Genomic DNA, 5,223 nt, shown 5'->3' with positions numbered 1-5,223 from the left:
TGGGGCAACATGCGTTGCCGGTCTCGGCAGGCACACCCACGGCGCAAATCGTCGCGGGCGGAGCCGTCGGTGACTCGACGCTGACGCCCGACGTGGTCGCGGCCGCCACCTCCATCGTGCTGGTGGCCCGAATCGACGTCGACACCGTGGCGCAAGTGTTGGCGCTTCGTTCGGCCACGGCATCCAGTTCGGCACCGGTGGTCGCGGTGTTCACTTACCGTCGATGGCAGGGGGAATTCATGAGGAAACGTCAATCCAAAGCAGCGGAAGATCCAGCTCAGGTACCGAATGCGAGTGATGTCGATGCACAGCGGAGCACGGGGTGAGGGTCGCGATCGTTCATGAACGGCTCACCGAGATCGCGGGTTCGGAGCACGTTGTCTCCGAGCTTGCACGCGAGTGGCCGGATGCCCCGATCAGTATCCCCATCGTCGATCCTCGGGTGACCGCGGCGTTTGCCTCACGCGTGATTACCGGTCCGCTGTCGTCGGCTTACCGAATGACGGGCTATCGCAGCTACGCTCCGTTGCTTCCGTTGGTACCTGCGTGGCTGCGACACCGCGATTTTGGCAAGGCGGATGTGGTGATCATCAGTCATCACGCATTCGCGGCCGCCGCCGTCGCCGCCGCATCCACGCCGACCGTCGTCTACGTGCATTCGCCGTCGAGATGGGCGTGGGACAAGAACATGCGCCGCGAAGAGGCGGGGTCACTGCCGGGTCGACTGGCGCTTGACTTGCTCTCCCGCCTGGCGATCAACACGGAGCTGGCTGCGGCGCCGCTAATCACGGCCATCGTGGCCAATAGTGCGGCGGTGGCTCAGCGAATCAGGTGCCATTGGAGTCGCGAGTCCGAAGTCGTCCACCCCCCGGTGAACGTCGACTTCTATGCGCCAGACGCCACGGAGACACGTGAGGACTACTACCTTCTCGCGGGTCGGCTGGTGGGGTACAAACGGCCGGACATTGCCATCAGCGCGGCTGTCGCGGCCGGGGTGAAGCTGGTGGTTGCCGGCGATGGCCGGGAGGTCGCCAAATGCAGAAGGCTTGCCGCGGGCGGTGACATCACCATTCTCGGTCGGGTGTCGGACGAGCAACTGCGCAGCCTGTACCGGCGGGCGAAGGCATTGGTCATGCCGGGGGAGGAGGACTTCGGCATCACACCCGTCGAGGCGATGGCGTGCGGCACGCCGGTGATCGCCCTCGGTGTCGGTGGTGCGTTGGACAGCGTGGTCCAGGGCGTGACCGGGACGCTGGTCGGCGGGGCCGATGATGCCGAGATGGTCAGCAACTTTGCTGAGCAGTTCGCGTCCTTCGACGGCAGCCAGTTCGATCCGGTCAAAGTCCGGTTCCATGCCGAACAGTTCTCGCCCGAGATCTTCCGCGCCAAGATGGCCGCAGTGGTGATGCAGACGCTGGCGACCACACGAACATGACCGACCGCCGCGGCGCCTCGGGCGCGATTGCGCCTGACAGCAAATATCTGCGCACCGCTGTGCAGGTCGTCGCCGGCCTCGCGTTGAATGTCTTTCCGGCGATGTTCATCGCCATCTACGCGCGCATCGCCCCGATCGAGACCCAGGGTTTTCTCGCGCTGTCGCTGGTCGTTGGCGTGTACGTCGCGCAGCTGCTCAATGCCTTCGTCGTCGAGGGCCGCCTTGCGACGCCGGATGCCGACGGTGAGCTTGGTCTGCCATCGTGGGTGGTGTTCTTCACCGTCGTCGTCGGTGCCCTGCTGGTGGTCGGACCTGCGGTCGCATCATCCGCGGTGCTGATGACGAGCTCTATCGGGGTGATGACCGGCCTGCTGATGGCCCGCTCGATTGGCGTCGTCAATGGTGAGTGGAGACGGGAAGGCCTTGCAGCGGCGGCGCTGATCGTCGCGAGTCTGATCGCGCTCTGGTTGGCTCATCAACACAATCCGCACTGTGTGCGGGTGCTCGCCCTCGGCGCTCTGGTAGCGGTGGTCGCTCGATATCAGCCACGAAAAGCACTGCCGCACATGGGTTTCCCGCCAGACGTCGGTAGGTCTGGCTGGGTGACCGCGGAGACGGCAGTCGTTGGTGCCGTCCAGCCGGCGATCACGTCATTGCTGCTGGTCATGGTCGGGCCCGCGGCCTCGGTGACGTTTCGCGTGATCTCCACGGTCGCGGGCGCGATGGAGCCGATTCTGGCATATGGCCGGTATCGGTTGCTCGCGCATGGACACCGAGGCGAGCTCGCCGCGTTCGTTGCGGTGTTCGGCGCGGGCCTGGTGGCCGTTCTCGCCGTGGCCTTCAGCGGAGTTGCCGGCCTGATCTTCGGACCGGCGTGGCACGGTGTCGGCGCCGCCGCGCTGTTGCTGGCCTGCTCGTGGAAGGCCGCCATGCTGTTGTCCACCGTGCCGTTCGCCGCGCTCCGCAAGGCGGGCAGAACCGTGCTGGTGTTCTGGATCCGCGGCGCAAGCACGCTCGTCTATCTGGTGATCAGCGTGGGCTTTCTCGTCCTGTGGCGCACGCCGTCCGCCATCTTCCTGGCGTTCGTCGTCTCCGAGATGGCCACCGCGCTGGTGTACCACTACGCCGCGGTCAAGGGTGCGCCGGACTATTCGGCGACCTTCGCGTACCGCCAGCTGCGGGAACGGTTCAGGTAGCGATGCTCACCGCGGAAGGCGCCACAACCGGGGCACGCCATGCCGGCACCACCCGCCGAGCCCCGGTGTGGTTCAGTCCCGCAGTCTTCATCCTGGCACCCGTGACCGCGTCGTTTCTGGCGTGGTCGGGGTTGGTTGCCGAGCAACAGCTTGGAGCACCCGCGGCCATGTCGGAGGCGCTGACGGGGTTTGCGACCCCGGCTCAGGTCAGCGGCCGGGGCATTGCGCTCCTCGTGGTCTGGTATAGCGCGATAGCACTGGTGTCGATGGTCGGCTTCTGGCTGGGCGTACACCGATCGCCGCCCGCGCTCGGGGGGGAGCGGACGAACACCGCCTGGTTCGAGCGGCGATACTTCTTTCTGCTCCTGGCCGCTGGCATCGTGGGAGTCGCCTACTCGTTCTGGAAGGTAGGCGGCATCACCGCGATCGTCGACTCGCTGAGCGCGCAGACTGCGAACGATTTCAGTAATGCGCTCTCCGGCTTCGCCGGGCCGCAGACGCTGCGGTACGCCACCATCCTGGCTGCGCCCCTCGGCGTGTACCTCTGGCGCAAGAAGGTCATTGGGTGGCCGTACATGGTCGTCGCGGTACTGCTGTTGCTGGCCAACGCGATGATCGCCTCGCGGCTTGCCCTGCTGATGGCATGCGCGGTTTATCTGGCCGCATGGGTGCGCAGCCGCCAACCTCGGCGGGTGGGCGGCGGGTCGCGGGCGCGCGCGGTGACCGCGGTCGTGGTGATCGTGCTCAGCGGGTTCGCCGTGCTCACAGCACTCAACTACGTCCGCAACGCCAACTACTACCGCGAAGCCGGAGTCTCGAATCCGGTGGCAATGAACATGTATCAGACGGGGGCCTATCTCGCCGTTCCGGCGCAAGTCTCACTCGGAGTGGCGGATGCAGTGGCGCGCGGGGCGTGGGAGAAGCAGGGCGGTGCGGTGACGTCGCTGGCCGCCGTACAGCCGACCTTCCTGCAGTTCACGAAGGTGGCCAAGGACGACAGTTGGAAACAGGCATCGGTCTATGGCTATTCGGTGACCTTCGCCGGGAACTTCTTCACCAATTCCGTATTCGCCGACACCTACTCGACGTACGGGACGTGGGGCTGGCTCTACACGATTCTGGCGTACGGGTTCGCCGGATATGCGTTCGCGCGGATGTTCAGTTTCAGTCCGGTGATCGCCGCGTCCTCTGGCGTAGTGGCATATTGCTTCCTGGAGGTGTGGCGGGTGCAGATACTGATCTACGGCATCGTCCTCTTCCTCTTGTTGCTCACTGCCGGAGTCGCACTCTTGGCCGCAAGGATGCGGCCTCCGAAGGACGCCACTAGCCGAATGTGAACTGCGCCAAGCGCACCGGAGGCCCCGTGTGACCCGTGTTGGCCGATCACCCCAGTGCACTGCCGTTGATGACGCCGTCGGAACCCTCGACCGACACACCGTCTGTCGTGCTGGCAGTCCGCTGCCCTGGCGGGCCTATCGCCACGTTCAGATGGTCGACCGCAAGCTGACCGGCCTGTATCGCCGTGAAGACGATCACCGGCCGCGTGTGCCGGATCGAGATGTTGCTCAGCGAGATCCCGTCCGCCTTGTCGATCCCCACGCCGCCGTTGCCGCCCGTGGTCGAGGTAGATGAGATGGTGAAGTTCTCCAGCCGAAGCCCACGCACCTTGTGCGCGGTCAGTGACTCCGCCCGCACTGACCAATTGTCGCAGTCGTCGAGCGCCGCGTGGTCGACGTGGACGTCGAAATCGGTGAATCGTCGATCGGCAGGCCCGCTCGGTCGAGCCAGGAGGTGAATTCCCGTGTCGCAGTTGCTCGCAGTGACGTCATCGACGCGGACGGCGCGGCTGGCCACGTAGTTCCAGCCGACATCCGTGCCCGGTTGCGCTGAGTCGATCATCACCGCCGAGCCGGATCGCACCCCGACCACGCGGAGCCGTCTGATGGTGATCCGGTTCGCGCCCGCAATCCGGACCCCGTTTGCCCTGCTGCCGATCACGTTGACGTGGCCAATGGTGAAGTCGGCATTGGACCAATCGGTCAGTGACGGGAACGAGAAGGTATGCGCGGTGCTGTCGAACGAGAACCAAGGCGCGAAATATGTCACCAGCGCCATTCCGTCGTCGCCGGTGTCGACCGCGGTGTAGTCGTCGATCTCGGCGCGTCGGCACGCGTTGAAATGCAACCCATCGGCACCGCTGTCGGCCACCCGGAGTCCAGCAACGGTGATGCCAGACACTCCGAGCATCACCACACCCGCCTGCGGACTGGCTCGAACGACGCAGTCGGACAAGGCTATTCCGTCGACCGGCGCCGGTGGTCCAGACCAGCCCATCGGCGGGGCGGCCCCGGCAGGGCAGCCCACCACCCTGATTCCGTCGCCAAGGGATCTCTTCGCATGGCCCGCCCACCTGATCTTCACCCTGCGCAACGAAATTCGCGACGCCGGACCATGTACCAGAAGTCCATGGCTGGTGCCTGTCTTGGCAACGGGGTCGAGATTGTCCATGAGAAGCTCGGCGCCGAGATCAAACTCGATGCCGACGTCTGAGACTCCGGTGATGACGATGGCCGCTCCACCGGGTGGCCACCG

At 65.4% G+C, this 5,223-nt stretch carries 5 protein-coding genes; 3 read left to right on the top strand and 2 right to left on the bottom strand.

Annotated elements, in window-relative coordinates; all coding sequences use genetic code 11:
- A partial coding sequence (locus ABW137_RS12650; protein WP_526400367.1) for a hypothetical protein occupies nt 1–214 on the bottom strand: 214 nt, incomplete at its 3' end.
- 108 nt (nt 215–322) lie between these two features.
- Between ABW137_RS12650 and ABW137_RS12645 the strand changes: the two genes are divergently transcribed.
- From ABW137_RS12645 to ABW137_RS12635, 3 genes are all read left to right on the top strand, one after another.
- Entirely contained in the window at nt 323–1,435 is a 1,113-nt protein-coding gene (locus ABW137_RS12645) for a glycosyltransferase (RefSeq protein ID WP_526400365.1), read from the top strand.
- Nucleotides 1,432–2,631 (top strand): hypothetical protein, encoded by a 1,200-nt coding sequence (locus tag ABW137_RS12640; RefSeq protein ID WP_526400363.1) that lies wholly within the window; start codon nt 1,432–1,434, stop codon nt 2,629–2,631. Before ABW137_RS12645 ends, ABW137_RS12640 begins: the two co-directional genes overlap by 4 nt.
- Before the next feature lie 101 nt (nt 2,632–2,732).
- A complete protein-coding gene (locus ABW137_RS12635) occupies nt 2,733–3,968 on the top strand; it encodes an O-antigen polymerase (RefSeq protein WP_526400361.1) in 1,236 nt (411 codons plus the stop codon).
- Between the two features lie 46 nt (nt 3,969–4,014).
- Here the strand turns inward: ABW137_RS12635 and ABW137_RS12630 are convergent.
- On the bottom strand, nt 4,015–5,223 hold a 1,209-nt coding region (locus tag ABW137_RS12630), incomplete at its 5' end, for a glycoside hydrolase family protein (protein ID WP_526400359.1).

It is taken from the genome of Mycobacterium sp. (genome assembly GCF_040509115.1).
GTDB lineage: Bacteria > Actinomycetota > Actinomycetes > Mycobacteriales > Mycobacteriaceae > Mycobacterium.
This window is presented reverse-complemented; position numbering and strand designations above follow the sequence as displayed.

Bases quoted from the DNA above. Each gene is read 5' to 3' on its own strand.
- ABW137_RS12640 (WP_526400363.1), top strand. From the start codon at position 1,432: ATGACCGACCGCCGCGGCGCCTCGGGCGCGATTGCGCCTGACAGCAAA.